Origin of the sequence: Halocatena marina (genome assembly GCF_023276375.1) — an archaeon.
Lineage (GTDB): Archaea > Halobacteriota > Halobacteria > Halobacteriales > Haloarculaceae > Halocatena > Halocatena marina.
This window is the reverse complement of sequence record NZ_JALLPK010000001.1, coordinates 2449855-2462879: the sequence shown is the minus strand read 5'-3', so window position 1 is coordinate 2462879 and position 13025 is coordinate 2449855. Positions and strand designations below refer to the sequence as shown.

At 55.3% G+C, this 13025-nt stretch carries 15 protein-coding genes and 1 tRNA gene; 7 read left to right on the top strand and 9 right to left on the bottom strand.

Translation table 11 applies throughout. The features are described 5' to 3' along the window. Positions 1–20: 20 nt before the first annotated feature. The 5 genes from MW898_RS11240 to MW898_RS11220 all read right to left on the bottom strand — a co-directional run bounded on the left by MW898_RS11240 (position 21) and on the right by MW898_RS11220 (position 6299). Complete coding sequence (locus tag MW898_RS11240) at positions 21–1280, bottom strand: ABC transporter ATP-binding protein (RefSeq protein ID WP_277999780.1); 1260 nt, start codon at positions 1278–1280, stop codon at positions 21–23. Beyond that, the gene (locus MW898_RS11235; RefSeq protein WP_248907238.1) at positions 1273–2541 is read right to left on the bottom strand and encodes an ABC transporter ATP-binding protein; all 1269 of its coding nucleotides are present in this window, start codon (positions 2539–2541) and stop codon (positions 1273–1275) included. The genes MW898_RS11240 and MW898_RS11235 overlap by 8 nt, the downstream gene beginning before the upstream one ends. Position 2542: 1 nt before the next feature. Beyond that, positions 2543–3535 carry an ABC transporter permease gene (locus MW898_RS11230; RefSeq protein ID WP_248907236.1) on the bottom strand — a complete coding sequence of 331 codons (993 nt, stop codon included), beginning with the start codon at positions 3533–3535 and terminating at the stop codon, positions 2543–2545. A gap of 2 nt (positions 3536–3537) precedes the next feature. Continuing rightward, positions 3538–4536 (bottom strand): ABC transporter permease, encoded by a 999-nt coding sequence (locus tag MW898_RS26015; protein ID WP_248907235.1) that lies wholly within the window; start codon positions 4534–4536, stop codon positions 3538–3540. A gap of 113 nt (positions 4537–4649) precedes the next feature. Further along, positions 4650–6299 carry an ABC transporter substrate-binding protein gene (locus MW898_RS11220; protein WP_248907233.1) on the bottom strand — a complete coding sequence of 550 codons (1650 nt, stop codon included), beginning with the start codon at positions 6297–6299 and terminating at the stop codon, positions 4650–4652. A gap of 182 nt (positions 6300–6481) precedes the next feature. Here MW898_RS11220 and MW898_RS11215 point away from each other — a divergent pair, with 182 nt between their 5' ends. Together MW898_RS11215 and MW898_RS11210 are read left to right on the top strand one after the other, a co-directional pair. Next, entirely contained in the window at positions 6482–6817 is a 336-nt protein-coding gene (locus MW898_RS11215; RefSeq protein WP_248907231.1) for a ferredoxin, read from the top strand. Between the two features lie 53 nt (positions 6818–6870). After that, positions 6871–6955: transfer RNA gene (locus MW898_RS11210), tRNA-Leu, on the top strand. A gap of 89 nt (positions 6956–7044) precedes the next feature. Here MW898_RS11210 and MW898_RS11205 read toward each other — a convergent pair. After that, a complete protein-coding gene (locus MW898_RS11205; protein WP_248907229.1) occupies positions 7045–7659 on the bottom strand; it encodes a DUF106 domain-containing protein in 615 nt (204 codons plus the stop codon). Positions 7660–7780: 121 nt separating this feature from the next. On the opposite strand from MW898_RS11205, the gene MW898_RS11200 reads away from it, so the two are divergent. Then, positions 7781–8302, top strand: coding sequence for a DUF5813 family protein (locus MW898_RS11200; RefSeq protein WP_248907227.1), 522 nt, complete (start codon positions 7781–7783; stop codon positions 8300–8302). A gap of 79 nt (positions 8303–8381) precedes the next feature. Here MW898_RS11200 and MW898_RS11195 read toward each other — a convergent pair whose 3' ends face one another. Continuing rightward, complete coding sequence (locus MW898_RS11195) at positions 8382–9062, bottom strand: potassium channel family protein (protein WP_248907225.1); 681 nt, start codon at positions 9060–9062, stop codon at positions 8382–8384. Positions 9063–9176: 114 nt separating this feature from the next. Between MW898_RS11195 and MW898_RS11190 the strand changes: the two genes are divergently transcribed. Beyond that, on the top strand, positions 9177–9449 hold the full coding sequence (locus MW898_RS11190) for a DUF7967 family protein (protein ID WP_248907223.1): 273 nt from the start codon (positions 9177–9179) through the stop codon (positions 9447–9449). 35 nt (positions 9450–9484) lie between these two features. Here MW898_RS11190 and MW898_RS11185 read toward each other — a convergent pair whose 3' ends face one another. Beyond that, positions 9485–10501, bottom strand: coding sequence for a thiamine pyrophosphate-dependent enzyme (locus tag MW898_RS11185; protein ID WP_248907222.1), 1017 nt, complete (start codon positions 10499–10501; stop codon positions 9485–9487). Positions 10502–10581: 80 nt separating this feature from the next. Here MW898_RS11185 and MW898_RS11180 point away from each other — a divergent pair, with 80 nt between their 5' ends. Continuing rightward, positions 10582–10893, top strand: a complete 312-nt coding sequence (locus tag MW898_RS11180) for a DUF7991 family protein (RefSeq protein WP_248907220.1) — start codon at positions 10582–10584, stop codon at positions 10891–10893. A 152-nt stretch (positions 10894–11045) separates the two neighbouring features. Beyond that, entirely contained in the window at positions 11046–11270 is a 225-nt protein-coding gene (locus MW898_RS11175; protein ID WP_248907218.1) for a hypothetical protein, read from the top strand. Between the two features lie 82 nt (positions 11271–11352). Here MW898_RS11175 and tmk read toward each other — a convergent pair whose 3' ends face one another. Continuing rightward, positions 11353–11934, bottom strand: a complete 582-nt coding sequence (gene tmk, locus MW898_RS11170) for a dTMP kinase (protein WP_248907216.1) — start codon at positions 11932–11934, stop codon at positions 11353–11355. A gap of 181 nt (positions 11935–12115) precedes the next feature. Here tmk and MW898_RS11165 point away from each other — a divergent pair, with 181 nt between their 5' ends. Next, complete coding sequence (locus MW898_RS11165; protein ID WP_248907214.1) at positions 12116–13012, top strand: complex I NDUFA9 subunit family protein; 897 nt, start codon at positions 12116–12118, stop codon at positions 13010–13012. Positions 13013–13025: the final 13 nt, after the last annotated feature.

Genomic DNA, 13025 nt, shown 5'->3' with positions numbered 1-13025 from the left:
GAGTGCCTTACACCGATTGTTTACTCCCGGTGGAGATGACAGGCTGCGAAGTGGCGATCCGAACCATATTCCGGCGCAACCTCGTACGCTGGCTCTTCTCGCGCACAGATACTCTTCTGTGCGAAGCCCTCATCGAGTAGTTGATTCGCTTCATCCCACTCTCCTTCAAGAACACGGCTGATTGCTTGGTCGACGATGTCCGCTGCATCTCCTCTAAGCGAAATATCCCCGAAGAACCGCTCACGCAGTGTGTGCTCGGTCTCTGGCTCGAACGTGCGTCGATCTACTGCCCGTACGAATGCCCGCACGCTACTCCACTGCCTCTCGTTCAAATTGTACTCAGACGGACAGATCAGCTCTGGACAACGGGTCCGGAATCGACATCCAGAGGGCGGATCGATCGGACTCGGCACGTCACCTTCGAGTACTCCACGCTGTCCTTTTGCGCGCGGGTCGGGAACCGGAATCGACGACAACAGCGCCCGTGTGTACGGGTGTTGTGGGTTCTCGAATAGGTCTTCTTTCTCAGCGAGTTCGACGATCCGTCCCAGATACATCACCGCAACGCGGTCACTAATATGACGTATGACGGAGAGATCGTGTGCGATGAAGAGATATGTGAGGCCGAACTCCTCTTGGAGCGCACTCATCGTGTTCAGCACTTGAGCTTGGATCGAGACATCGAGTGAACTCACGGGTTCGTCACAGACAATGAAATCGGGGTTCACCGACAGCGCCCGTGCGAGATTGATCCGCTGACGCTGTCCGCCAGAGAACTGGTGTGGATAGCGGTTGTAGTGGTGTGGATCCAGCCCGACTTTTTCGAGTAGCTCCCGGGCGCGCGCCTCACGACTCTCTTCGTTGAGTCCGTGGGCACGCATCGGTTCCTCGACGATCGGACCAACCTTCATTCGAGGATCGAGACTCGACTGTGGATCTTGAAAGATCATCTGCATATCCCGACGCTGTGCGCGGAGATCCTCGCCGTCCAGTTCAGTCAAGTCTCGCCCTTTGAAGCGAACTTCGCCGTCGGTCGGTTTGACGAGTTGAAGGATAGTCCGTGCAAGCGTGCTCTTTCCACATCCGGATTCACCAACCAGCCCGAGAGTTTCGCCCGGCTTAATCTTGAATGAGACATCTTCGACAGCGCGTACCTCATCACTGTCAAGAAACCCGCTCAGAAAGCCACTCCCTTGATCGAAGTGTTTCGTCAACCCATTGACTTCGAGCAGTGCGTCGTCTGACTGTTTCCGTGTCTCTTCGGATGTAGCGTTACTCATCGTGTTTACTCCCTCCAGCACCGTTGTCGCGGTCGTGGTTGTGGTCGTGGCCGTGTTTGTGTTTGTCGCTGCCGTTACTGCTGTTGTCGTTGTCACCGCTTCTATCGACGCCACGGATTCCGCCATCGGTTTTTTGAACACCGCCTCCCCGCTCATCGTTGAGGAGTCCTTCGCCAAAGCCTCCTTTCGCGTCTGCGGTGATCGGGTCGCTCTTCCAGTATCCTGCCTCGAAGGCGTCGTGCATGAAACAGGCAGCGTGATGTGGAGACGCAGCTGGATCAGCAACGTTCCGAGTGTCAGGATGTGCGTGGACACAGACCTCACGTGCGTCAGGACAACGGGTGTGGAACCGACAACCGCTCGGTGGGTTGATCGCCTCTGGCATGACGCCTTCGATCGGGTCGAGTTCAGTGACCGTCTCGTCTGGCCGTGGGATCGACTCCAGCAGTGCCTGCGTGTAGGGGTGGTTGGTGTTGTGAAAGAGATCGTCAACGTCGGCTTGTTCGACGATCTCACCGAGATACATCACGTTCACGCGGTCGCATATCTCCGCGACCACGCCCATGTCGTGTGTTACCCAGATGAAGCTCGTGCCATACTTCTCCTGAAGATCGGCGACGAGATCGAGGATCTGCCCTTCGACCGTGACGTCCAGCGCTGTTGTCGGCTCGTCGGCGATGATGAGGCTCGGCTCACACGAGAGTGCCATTGCGATGAGGACGCGCTGGCGCATCCCACCAGAAAACTGGTGTGGGTAGTCATCATAGCGCTTTTCCGGTTCGGGAATTCCAACCTCCCGAAGCATGTCGATGGCTTCACGCTTTGCTTCGCTCTTATCGAGGTCGCGGTTGAGCTCAATGAACTCACGGAGTTGGCCACCAATGGTAAAGACCGGGTTGAGGCTCTCCATCGGATCTTGGAAGATGATGGCAATTTCCTGACCGCGGATTCGCTTTCGCATCGCCGTTTCAGAGAGCATCTCCGGAGATTTCTGGAGTTCACTCCCCGATTGCTCTTCGAGACCGAACAGCGTCTCACCCTTAAAGGTGATTTCGCCGCCTACGATCTCACCGGGTCTCTCAACAAGTCTGAGGATGCTGGAGGCTGCGACACTCTTTCCAGCGCCGCTTTCCCCGACAAGGCCGACAATTTCGCTCTGGTTCACGTCGAATGAGATGCCGTCAACCGCACGGACGACGCCCGATTCGGTGAAAAACTGTGTCTTCAGATCGTTAACGCGGAGAAGTGGTTCCTGAGTCATGTCAATCATTGATACGCGGATCGAGTGCATCTCTGAGGCCGTCTCCGAAGAGGTTGAATCCGACGACAGTAACGAGGATAGCGAGTCCAGGCCAGAGGCTGAACCAGAGGCTTTCGAGCATGTAATTGCGTGACTGAGACAACATCTGACCCCACGACGGGGTTGGCGGCTGGACACCAAAGCCAAGGAAAGAGAGGCCAGCGACGATGATGATACTCAGACCGACTTGCAAGGTTGCCTGAACGAGTACAGGCGCGAAACTGTTCGGAATCACGTGACGGAGAATGATATTCCGATCTCGCACACCCGCTGCCCGGGCAGCCTCGACGTAGTCTTCTTCACGGACGCTGAGCACGCGTGAGCGGATCAGCCGTGCGAAGACTGGGATTGAGGCGATCCCGACACCAATCATCGCGAATATGAGATTTCGTCCGAAGACGGACATAAACGCGATGACGAGGATGAGAAACGGAATCGCATAGAGTGTCTCAACGGCACGCATCAGTACATCGTCCACCCATCCACCGTAGTAGCCAGAGACAGCTCCCACGAGAGCGCCTCCCACGAGACCAAACGCCGTCGAAATGAATCCGACTTGAATGGCGATTCGCGTCCCATAGAACAGTCGCACGAGGATGTCTCGGCCACGGTTGTCTGTTCCGAGTGGGTGTTTCCACGTACCAGTACCGAACGTGTTTTCGGCACTGACCGGCGGTAGTAGCGCGTTGACGACCTGTGGGTCGTTTGCCGGATTAACCCAGTACGTGTTTGCGAACCAGTATCCGAGGAATTTCGCGTCGACGTACGCGAAGATGGCGATGGCTGTCATGAATCCAATGATGAACAGCCCGGTAAGGGCGGTCGGATCACGCCTAATCTGTGTGAGGGTGTAGCGCCAGCCCACCCGAGATACGCCCTCGTACTCCTGCTTTTCTCTCTCCTCGGAGCCATCAGTGCGATCTGAGGAGAGTAGTTCGTCTGAGTTTGTGGTCATGATCAGTTCCCTTCGTCGTATGAGACACGCGGATCGACGTACGCGTAGGAGAGATCGGTGAGGATTACTCCTATCACGAATGCCAATCCGAAGACAATTGTCGTTCCCATTATCAGTTGATAGTCTTGGTTGTAAACAGCGGTGATGATGAGCGTTCCCATCCCGTTGATACTGAAGACAGTCTCGGTCAGCACTGCTCCCCCGATCGCCGTCGATAGGTTGAGTCCGAGTACCGTCAGCACCGGTAGCTGTGCGTTTCGGAAGGCGTGCTTTCTGAGAATTGTCGATTCGGAGACGCCATACGCGCGTGCAAGTTTGACGTACTCCTTCGAGAGCACCTCCAACATCGACGACCGCTCGATGCGAGTGATCGCCGCCATCTGGAGTGTTCCGAGCGACAGCGTCGGCAACACGAGATGCTTCATCGACATGATGAGAACATCAACGCGTGTCTGTGCCCCTTCGATCCGCAGTGGATGGGTCCACGGTAAGATGAGGTTCGTCGCCGGTAACCACCCGAGCTTGAACGCGAAGATGATAATGAGCATCAGCCCGATCCAGAACGAGGGTGTGCTCACACCGACCAGCGCAACAATCCGTGCAACGTGATCAGTCGGTTTGTTGCGCCGCTTCGCGGAAATAACGCCCAGTGGGATCGACGCGATTATAGCGAACGTGAAACTCGACAGTAAGAGGAGCAGTGTCACTGGGAGCCGTTCGGCGATTTTCTGCGTGACGGGAACCTGATAGTAGAGGCTCTGTCCAAGATCACCTTGGACGACACCAGCAAGGTAGTTGAGATATCGGACATACAACGGCTGGTTGAGACCGTACTTCGCGCGGATCGCCTCCGCTTGCCCAGCGCTTGGAGTCGGTCCGAGCATGATACTGACCGGGTCGCCAGGAATGGCGTCCGTAAGGACGAATGTGATCGTCACAATACCGAGTACCACCGGTATCGCCTGTACCAACCGCCGGACGGTATAGCGCGCTAATCCCACACAATCACCTCTCTCTCCGAATGGGCAGATCGTATCGATCGGATCTACGCGCGGCTCTCCGTCGCCGATGAATCGTCGTGTCTGTCATGTATGACGTCGATTGTACGGTCGAGTCACTTTTCGACTGAGACGTTGTTGTAACCACTAACCATACTGAAGCTGCTCACTGGGTGGGCCGTGAAGTCCTTGACGTAGCTTTTTACGCCGAAGCTGTTTTTGAGGTTGTACGCTGGTAGATGGGCACGATCTTCGAGGAGCGTCGTGATTGCCTTCTCGTACAGCTTGCGGCGCTTATTCTGATCTGTCGAGCGGCGCGCATCCGTGATTGCCTTCTCGACGGTATCGTTTCGATAGAACGTTCCATTGCCCACGCCCTCTTCCTTCTGGGAGAAGAGGAAGTACATGAACGAGTCCGGATCGGGTGAGCCAGACCACCCGAGCGTGTACATGTTGTAGTCGTTTGGATCGCCGCTGACGTACTTATCGAGGAATGCTCCCCAGTCGAGTCGCTGGACGCTCGCGTTGTAGCCGGCCTCCTTCAGGCCGCTGGCTACCGTGGTACCGAGTTGTTCACGCTTATCGTCCGGCGGGACGATGATATTCGCATTCCAGTTGTCGGGGACGTTATCGGAGTCATCGAGCATCGACTTCGCTTTGTCAATGTTCTTGTCGTGGGGGATTTCCTTCCATTTCTTGACGGGCATATCCCACTCGCTGGCGAGGGCTTCGGGGAGTGGACTGTACTGACGGATTCCCGTCGGTTCGACGAAGTTCGATACCGCTTGATCCATCGAGAAGGTGTAATCGACCGCCTCGCGGACCTTCGGATCGGCTGTCGGTCCTTTATTACAGTTAAATGCGAGGTAGAAATACCCAACACCTGGAACAGAATTGATCGATGCACCACTGATACTCTTGACGGTATTCCAGGATTTAGGCGGTATCTCCTCGATGATGTCGTTCTCACCGGACTTGAGCGTCGTAACTCTGGTCGTTCCTTCCTCAACGGGAACGAATTTGATTTCGGAGAGATTTGGTTTCTGATCGCCCCAGTAGTCGTCCCAGCGCTCGACACGGACGAAGTTTCCTTCTTTCCACCCGGCGAACTTGAATGGTCCGGCACCGATTGGCTGTTTCGTATTGAACTTCTTCTTATCGTTCTCACGGACTGACTTCGGGACGATATCTGCGGCGAGATACGAGTCGAACGCGCCAAACGGATATTTCAGATCGAACTGGACCGTCGAATCGTCGACTGTCTTGACAGTCTTGATCGAGCTGAAGTCACCAGCGTTTTCTGTCTCCTCTTTGACCGGCGCAGTGAAGGTATACTTCACATCCTCCGGTGTTACTGGGTCGCCGTTCTGGAACGTTGCATCCGTATTGAGCTCGACAATGTATCGCTTGCCTCCTTTTTCGACTTCTGGCTTCTTGGCTGCAACCCTCGGAACGAGATTGGTCCCTCCTTTGTCAAACTGGTACAGTGGATCGAAGACGAGCGAGGCGACCTGATCCGAAGGGACGTCGTTGAGGACGACCGGATCGAACTCAACGGGACTTTTCACCTGTGCAAACGTGAGCAATCCTTCTGAGCCCCCGCCAGAGTTGTTTCCGCCGCTGCTTCCGTTATCACTGTTGTTGCTGGGAGCGTTGAAGCTGTCGAGACACCCAGCGAGCCCGGTGGCAACCCCAGCTCCGACTCCAGCGATGAATTTCCGGCGATCGATACGACCAATACGTTTCGGTTGATCACTATCTGTCATTGGTATGTGGTTTATTGACTTCTATTGTCTGCCATTCTCTCCCAACCTCAGTGATAGTTACTACAGTAAAGTTATTATGGTATGTAAAATCCATCTTTCAGTTACACTTTGTTATTATCTCACATTCCGGGGTACGGGCAGGATCGACAGCCCCAAACCCATCGACTGCAAAGCACTCATTGATGGCTGGGGATAGGGTCGACCCGAGTGAGATCGGTGAGCACGACGCTCCACCCGTAGACGAAAAGCCGTACAAGATTATCTTCGAGGCGAATCTATGCATTGCGGCGGGCAAGTGTGCAGAGGTTTCCGAGAACTGGGAGATGGATCTGATGAGCGGGATCGCCGCTCCCAAAACGTACTTTTTCGACGAAGCGGACCTTGAGCACAACGTTCGCGCCGCAGAGGTGTGCCCAGCCAAGAAGGGACGCGGTGTCATCCACGTCATTGACCGGCAGACTGACGAGGAGATCGCACCGGATCCGAACGGTGATGGAACGCTGAGCGTCGAGTGGTAAACCACCTACTCGGATCGAAACCACTTTCGGTGAGACTGACGATATCCAAACGCGCGGAGGTGGCCGAGTCTGGACAAAGGCGGCGGACTTAAGATCCGCTCTCGAAGGAGTCCGTGGGTTCGAATCCCTCCCTCCGCATTCTTTTAGAACGAATCAGCGGGTGGTAACGATCGATTTGCTCTGGAGAACAGCATCTGGTGAGATGGCACCAGCCCGCCGTATTCGTCTTAGTGCGTAACGCGGGCGAGGAGTCGACGAGAGAGCACGGACGCTGAAATCGATCCGCCGATATACCAGACGATCCAGACTTTGAGCGGACCGATGAGCGTCGCCGAGAGCGCGATCTGTCCGACGACCGGGAGAGTAAGAGCGACCGGAATTGCGGCCGCGGTCGGTGCCATTACTGCCCACCGAAGCCAGAGAAATACTGGAACTGTGACGATCATGCTCCACACCATCGGGCGGAACTGCAGCTTCATCATCGTTATCGTACTGTTCACGAGTTCCTGTTGCTCTTCGGTCACCGCATCGATCGCTTCATCGTCGTTCTGTCCGGCAGCTATCTTCTCTTGCAGTTCCGTTATTCTGGACTGGAGGCGATCGAGCCGGTCATTATCGAGGAGGAGGTGTCGCAGCGCGGTCGCGGAAATGCCAGTCACACCGGACAGTCCAAGCAAGAACAACGAGAGAGGGATGAGCGTCGCAAGCGGACTGAGTACGAGATTGAGCGTCGTGGCGACGGCGATTTGGATGGGCGCAAAAGCGTACCCAGACAGCAGAGCAAGCGCGAACACGCTGGCTGCTGTATCGTACGCTGTCCACCCACTACTTTCGAGGACCATGCACGCTCATACAACGAACACTGACTAATGGTTTTCGTAGCTGTCTCCCGTGTCGTTTGTAGTTCTCACGTGATCAGTGGAGACACAGTGCGCTTTTCTTCTCGATCACCCAACGTAGGATATGACCGAGCCACTGGAAAACGCTCGACAGGCATTCGAGCGTCACACCGCCTACTCGACCGAAGACGGCGGGTACGTTCTGGGAACAACGGCGTTCGACAGCCGCGTTGTAGCATCCGAGAGCGACGCTGATTCGTGGATGCTCCTGTATAGACTCACAGTCCGAACACCGACGCTTGCCAGTGCCGTCGAGGAAGACGTTGGCCCGAGTCTTCGTGCGGGTTGGTTCGAGACGTTCGAACGCCGGCTCGAAGACGCACCAGGAGCCGTTCGTGAGGATATCACGCTTGATGATTTCTCCGCCCGATCGGACGATGGAGAAGCAATCGTCGAGTTCGCGTTCCAGTTCGGAAATAGCGATCGGGCACCCGACGTGGCGAAAGCGATAGCCGAGTACGTCGAAGGAACATACGTAGAGGGCATCGTCCCGGGCTATACGTACCGCCCACCCGTCTCAGAACTGCTCAGCAATGCCCATCAGGGAAACAATGATGAAGTGAGCGGTGGACCAACCCCGCTGTAACACACCGCAGTCCAGATCTACAGACAGCGTTGCAACGCGGGATAAAAATGAGATACTGCGGCTGTGACTTCCGGTTGCATCAGACTGCTGCGGCTTGGCTGTCGCTTTCGCCAACGATGATGCGGCGGACATCGGCGAGGACATCGAAGTTAGCAATAACGACAAGCCGATCGCCGAGTTCGAGCGATTCATCTTCGGCAGGGAGGTGGATCGAATCGCCTGCTTTACCGAACCCGAGGAGACGTGAGTTGGCTGGGAGCTCAAGTTCTGAGAGAGTGTACCCCCGCATCGGCGATTCTTCAGTCACCGTCAGCTCAACGAGCTGAATCTCTTGAGCAATATCTGCGATAGCGCGGATGCTGCCGCCTAAAAGAGCGTTCTTGGCAGCGATGGCACCGAGCCGTTCTGGGTAGATCACTTCGTCGATCTCAGTCGCGTATTTGCGACACAGGTACTCGTAGTAATCACTATCGACACGAAGCACGGTTCGGCAATCGTAGCTTTTGGCGATCAGACAGGCGATGACGTTAACAGTAAGACTTCCCGTGAGTGCAGCGACGCCATCTGCGCTATCGAGATCGAGTCCGAGAAGTTCGCTCTCCTCGCTGCCGTCCCCCTGTACGGCGTCGAATCCTTCTTTGCGGAGTCGATCGACCCGCTCGGCACTCGATTCGAGGATCGACACATCGTAGCCTTCCCCTTCGAGAACACGGGCTGTCCGCTTTCCGACACGCCCGCCGCCGATGATAACAAAGCGCATGAGTACTCTAAACCAAGCGAGACACATAACTCTGCTCACCGGATCAGTGACTGCCGGTGTCTCTCGTAGCGGACACTGATGGTAGTTTTGTATACGGAAATCCAACAAAACATCATGGACGAAATGGAACGCGTCTGGCTCGTTGAACGCACATACTCCGACGACGAACAGAACCTCATCATTCTCACCTACGCAACGATGGACGGCCGGTACGAATTCCGCAAAGAGCGAGCAGTGACGAGTTTCAGCGGTTCAGAGCGGGAGACAAGTGCAAGCCTCCTCGTCGAACAGGATAATCTCGCACTTGTAGATGAAAAAACCCGGAAACAGTACGCGGACGAAGTCACCCGGATGAAGGAAAAACACGATCCTGATGACGCGATCTAACGGGTTAATGCCCACGAATTTTTGAGCTGTTCTGGTTATCGTGATTGGATCGACGCTCGTTGCTCTCGGAGCCGCGGCGTGAGATCTGCGTAGACGAAGTCGAAGACATCGGACGGATCTGTCGTCTCGGTCTCTTCGATTGTCGAGACAGCGTCGCTGATCTCGTCACGAACTTCGTTTTCGACGGTGGGAATGAACTCGTCGTCGATAGCGTCTTGTTCGCGGAGATACGTCCCGAAGCGTTCGATCGGATCGGCGGTACGCCATTCAGGGAGATCGACGTCATCACGATATCGGTCTGGGTCGTCGCTCGTCGAATGCGCTCCTTGACGGTACGTGAGACTCTCAATGAGGATTGGACTGCCTGCTCGGGCGGTTTCGAGCGCGCTCTCGACGGACGATCGCACAGCAAGTGGATCGTTGCCATCAACCTGCTTGCCCTCGAATCCGTACGCCTCGGCTTTGATAGCGATACTGTCCGCTGCTGTCTGGCGATTGCGGGGCAGACTGATGGCCCAGTGGTTGTTCTCACAGAAGAAAACGACTGGAGCGTCGAATACGCCCGCGAAATTGAGCGCTTCGTGGAAATCCCCCTCACTCGTTGCACCGTCACCGAGGTAGCAGAGAACAGCGTGGGCATCGTCTCCGTGTCGATAGTTTCGAGCCATTCCAATACCGACAGCGTGGAGTGTCTGTGTGGCAATCGGGACCGCCTGTGGAAAGATGGGAATCTGATGATCTGAATGGTACTCGGGATGTCCCCGACGGAAGCGAAGGATATCGCTCGGTGGAACACCACGGGCGAGTTGCATCGCGTTCGATCGGTACGTCGGCACGAGCCAATCGTTTTCGCCCATCGCGTGGGCGGCTCCGACCTGTGACGCTTCCTGACCACGGAAAGGTGGATATCCACTCATCCATCCTCGCCGTTGGAGCGAGAGCGCCCGATCGTCGAACGTTCGTGCACGAACCATGTCTCTCAAGAGCGCGCGTGCCTCCTCAATATCGAACGACGTTGACGCAAGATCCCCCTCGTCAATGACCCGGTGCATGCAAGCGAATCGGCACAAACGCTGAAAGACGTTGCGGTGGCCTTCGACACGACAAAGAGGACAGAAATCAAACCACACATATGGTTTCGGTCGTCGATGTCATTCAACTACTCGTCATGATCGGCGTCAATACCGCCATTACGGCGCTGATGACTCGCTTTTTCCGCGTCCGACTCAAAACGAGTTGGGGTCCGGTGGTGTTCGCCCTCTTAATCATCCCTCCGGTTCTCGTGATCCTTACGCAAATCATGAGCGCAGCCGGCTTTGGATTCGATATCGGAAGTCCACGACTCGTGATCGGCCTCCTCGTTGTACTGCCGGTTACTATCGGAATCGCGTTCGATTACTTCTGGATGCCCGCACCCGAGGAGGTTACGCTACCAACGAAATAGTAACACGAACGATAGCAAGTGAGCAAGTGCTTCAGGAGGACTTTGTGCTCGCCCTCCGAGCACGTCGACTGATACAATTAAACACACGTTTTGATTTATAAATACATTTGATATACAGAAAAATTATGTGTCGGGGGATAATTGAGACGAATATGGGAGAAGATGAGAGAAAACGGGTGCACATCGAACTGACGGAGGACGAATACGAGTCTCTCCGACAGATCGCTATCGAGCGCGGTGTAACCGTGGAGGAAGTCGCATCCGAAGCAGTCGATCGACTGCTTGTACGGCAACACCGTGCGATTGACGATACATTCTCTATCCTTGATGATCGTCGAGACGGCGTCACTCTCACCGACGGCGGCTACAGACGCTGAGGTGATCGAGAGCGTCGAGGAGTGGGTAGTGTCGCGTTCGTATTCATAGAGGATTCTTGGGGACAAACGACAAGAAGCCCTGTTACCCTTCTAGCAGCCGTTCGATCGCTCGTTCGACATCCTCGATGACCGCTTCAGGCGAGCGTTCGGCATTGATCCGAATGAAGCGATCGGGATCGTATCCGATCAGTCGCTCGTAGTTTTCCTGAACGGCTGTGAGATAGCCCGCTTGTTCGAATTTATCACTCGCACCCGCGCGCTTTGCACCTTCTTCTGGGGAGATATCGAGGTAGATCGTAGCGTCTGGCGGACGAGTGAATGGTTGATGAATCCCACGTATGTACTCCATCGGTCGCGGAACGACACCCTCCAAACTGGCTCCCTGATACGCATATCGTGAGTCCGAGTAGCGATCTGAGATAACGACTTCACCCTGATCGAGTGCTGGACGAATTACCCGAGCGAGATGATCTGCGTGATCTGCCGTATAGAGAAACAGTTCGGCGAGTGGATCCGCCTCGTTGTCAGCCAACGACCGAGCGACGCTTTCTCCGTACCACGAGCTAGTTGGTTCCCCTGTGAATACGGCGTCGACAGTCGCTTCAAGCGCCTCTTGCACTGTCGTCTTACCGGCTCCATCGATACCTTCGAGCGTGATAAGCATACTTCGGATACGAGGGTCTCATAGTAAGACAGTACGGTCTCAGAACTGCCTCTCTGAGAGAACATGCAACTGAGTTTCATGCATTCCCGTATTGCTACTCTGTACAACAGTCTTCTCAGTAGACTGAAACCGATTGTATTCGCACGATAGTTTTACGTCTTTATCGAACAAATATGATACTATGAGTGTGCTAGTCGTCGGTGGGAGCGGCTTTATCGGGACGGCGTTGTGCAATGAACTAGACTCGCGCGGTCATGACGTGATCGCACTCTCGCGCACTCCAAGTGAGACAAATCTTTCCGACGGCGTCGAGACGGCGATGGGTGATGTCACTGCGTACGATTCAATCGCGCCTGCGTTCGATGGGATGGATGTTGTCGTCAATTTGGTCGCCCTCTCGCCGCTGTTCAAACCGAGTGGCGGCGACAGAAAGCACTTTGACGTCCATCTCGGCGGGACCGAAAACATCGTTCGCGCGGCACAAGAGAACGACGTTGGTCGGATCGTTCAGATGAGCGCACTCGGGGCGGACCCGAACGGCGACACAGCATACATCAAAGCGAAGGGTCAGGCCGAAGCCGTCATCAGAAATGCCACTCTCGACCACGTCATCATTCGTCCGTCAATCGTGTTTGGTGACGGTGGAGAATTTGTCTCGTTCACAAAACAACTCACCACGCCGTTTGTAACGGGACTGCCAGGCGGGGGGACGCGTACTCGGTTCCAGCCCATCTGGGTTGGTGACCTCGTCCCGATACTCGCTGATGCGATCGAAGACGACGCGTTCGACGGGACCTACGAAATTGCCGGCCCGGAAATGCTCACACTCGCGGACGTTACCAAACTCGTCTACCGAGCGAGTGGACAGTCGGTGACGATCGTTCCGATCCCGATGCAGCTCGTCGATATCGGTCTCACTGTCGTCGGTCCGCTTCCGGGCGCCCCAATGGGTGCCGACCAAGCGAAATCACTCCGTATGGACAACACCACCGATTCGAACGACATTGAGGCGTTCGGTGTCGCTCTAGAGAGTCTGACGACGTTTGAATCGTACCTCGATCTCGACGCCCGTCTCTGATGAACGGTGCATC

Bases quoted from the DNA above. Each gene is read 5' to 3' on its own strand.
- MW898_RS11240 (WP_277999780.1), bottom strand. From the start codon at position 1,280: ATGAGTAACGCTACATCCGAAGAGACACGGAAACAGTCAGACGACGCA.
- MW898_RS11235 (WP_248907238.1), bottom strand. From the start codon at position 2,541: ATGACTCAGGAACCACTTCTCCGCGTTAACGATCTGAAGACACAGTTT.
- MW898_RS11230 (WP_248907236.1), bottom strand. From the start codon at position 3,535: ATGACCACAAACTCAGACGAACTACTCTCCTCAGATCGCACTGATGGC.
- MW898_RS11220 (WP_248907233.1), bottom strand. From the start codon at position 6,299: ATGACAGATAGTGATCAACCGAAACGTATTGGTCGTATCGATCGCCGG.
- MW898_RS11215 (WP_248907231.1), top strand. From the start codon at position 6,482: ATGGCTGGGGATAGGGTCGACCCGAGTGAGATCGGTGAGCACGACGCT.
- MW898_RS11205 (WP_248907229.1), bottom strand. From the start codon at position 7,659: ATGGTCCTCGAAAGTAGTGGGTGGACAGCGTACGATACAGCAGCCAGC.
- MW898_RS11200 (WP_248907227.1), top strand. From the start codon at position 7,781: ATGACCGAGCCACTGGAAAACGCTCGACAGGCATTCGAGCGTCACACC.
- MW898_RS11195 (WP_248907225.1), bottom strand. From the start codon at position 9,062: ATGCGCTTTGTTATCATCGGCGGCGGGCGTGTCGGAAAGCGGACAGCC.
- MW898_RS11190 (WP_248907223.1), top strand. From the start codon at position 9,177: ATGGACGAAATGGAACGCGTCTGGCTCGTTGAACGCACATACTCCGAC.
- MW898_RS11185 (WP_248907222.1), bottom strand. From the start codon at position 10,501: ATGCACCGGGTCATTGACGAGGGGGATCTTGCGTCAACGTCGTTCGAT.
- MW898_RS11180 (WP_248907220.1), top strand. From the start codon at position 10,582: ATGGTTTCGGTCGTCGATGTCATTCAACTACTCGTCATGATCGGCGTC.
- MW898_RS11175 (WP_248907218.1), top strand. From the start codon at position 11,046: ATGGGAGAAGATGAGAGAAAACGGGTGCACATCGAACTGACGGAGGAC.
- tmk (WP_248907216.1), bottom strand. From the start codon at position 11,934: ATGCTTATCACGCTCGAAGGTATCGATGGAGCCGGTAAGACGACAGTG.
- MW898_RS11165 (WP_248907214.1), top strand. From the start codon at position 12,116: ATGAGTGTGCTAGTCGTCGGTGGGAGCGGCTTTATCGGGACGGCGTTG.